Source organism: Hymenobacter sp. UYAg731, from assembly GCF_054061335.1.
Map to the genome: position 1 here is coordinate 1 of NZ_JBSSEC010000020.1, position 1,009 is coordinate 1,009.

Sequence of the window (1,009 nt, forward strand, 5' to 3'; positions counted from 1 at the left end):
AACGAAGCCAGTTAGGGTAGAACAGGTAACTAGGGCTAAGTCGTAACAAGGTAGCCGTACCGGAAGGTGCGGCTGGATCACCTCCTTTCTGGAGCGGCCTTGCTCACGATGTTATGAGTAACTATTATAGAGTAGCTTGATACTTACTCTTTGTTTATTTCCTCATTCAAATAATTTTGAATACGGATTCTGCGTTTGCCTTCGGGTATCGTCGAAACCCGGGCTTGTAGCTCAGGTGGTTAGAGCGCTACACTGATAATGTAGAGGTCCGTGGTTCGAGTCCACGCAGGCCCACTGTAACTAGCGGGATTGCTGCTGGATACGAAACTCGGGGGATTAGCTCAGCTGGCTAGAGCACCTGCCTTGCACGCAGGGGGTCAACGGTTCGACTCCGTTATTCTCCACTATTTAATACCGGTTGACTTCAATAGGGAGTCAACTTCGACACTGCTAAATATCAGAGCAGTACACGTTCTTTGACGTAAGGGGTAACAAAAACGAAGCGTAGCGCGCTTGGTTCCGCAAGGGACAAAGCACTTCAGCAATGAAGAGCGTTTACGAAACAAGAAGTAAGAAAGAGCACACGGGGGATGCCTAGGGTCTCAGAGGCGACGAAGGACGCGATAAGCTGCGATAAGCTGGGGGGAGGGGCACATACCCGTTATATCCTCAGATTTCCGAATGGGGCAACCCCTCGACTGGAAGAGTCGAGAATCGACCAGCTTGACTGGCGATGGCAAACGCAGGGAACTGAAACATCTAAGTACCTGCAGGAAAAGAAAATAACAATGATTCCCCAAGTAGTGGCGAGCGAACGGGGAGGAGCCCAAACCGGGTTGGTTACGGCCAATCCGGGGTTGTAGGGCCGCGACATCTGATTGAATCGAGGTAGCTGAAGCCGTTGGGAAACGGCACCATAGACGGTGAGAGTCCGGTAAGCGACACTTCTGATTCACGGTAGCGGTACCCTGAGTAGGGCGGGGCCGGAGAAACCCCGTCTGAATCGAGC

General features: G+C 51.8%; 2 tRNA genes and 2 rRNA genes. All 4 read left to right on the top strand.

Annotated elements, in window-relative coordinates:
* Window positions 1-88: ribosomal RNA gene (locus ACVWYF_RS22835) — 16S ribosomal RNA — on the top strand; the annotation flags it as partial.
* A gap of 132 nt (window positions 89-220) precedes the next feature.
* Window positions 221-294: transfer RNA gene (locus ACVWYF_RS22840), tRNA-Ile, on the top strand.
* A gap of 36 nt (window positions 295-330) precedes the next feature.
* Window positions 331-404: transfer RNA gene (locus ACVWYF_RS22845), tRNA-Ala, on the top strand.
* 159 nt (window positions 405-563) lie between these two features.
* Window positions 564-1,009, top strand: a 23S ribosomal RNA gene (locus tag ACVWYF_RS22850); the annotation flags it as partial.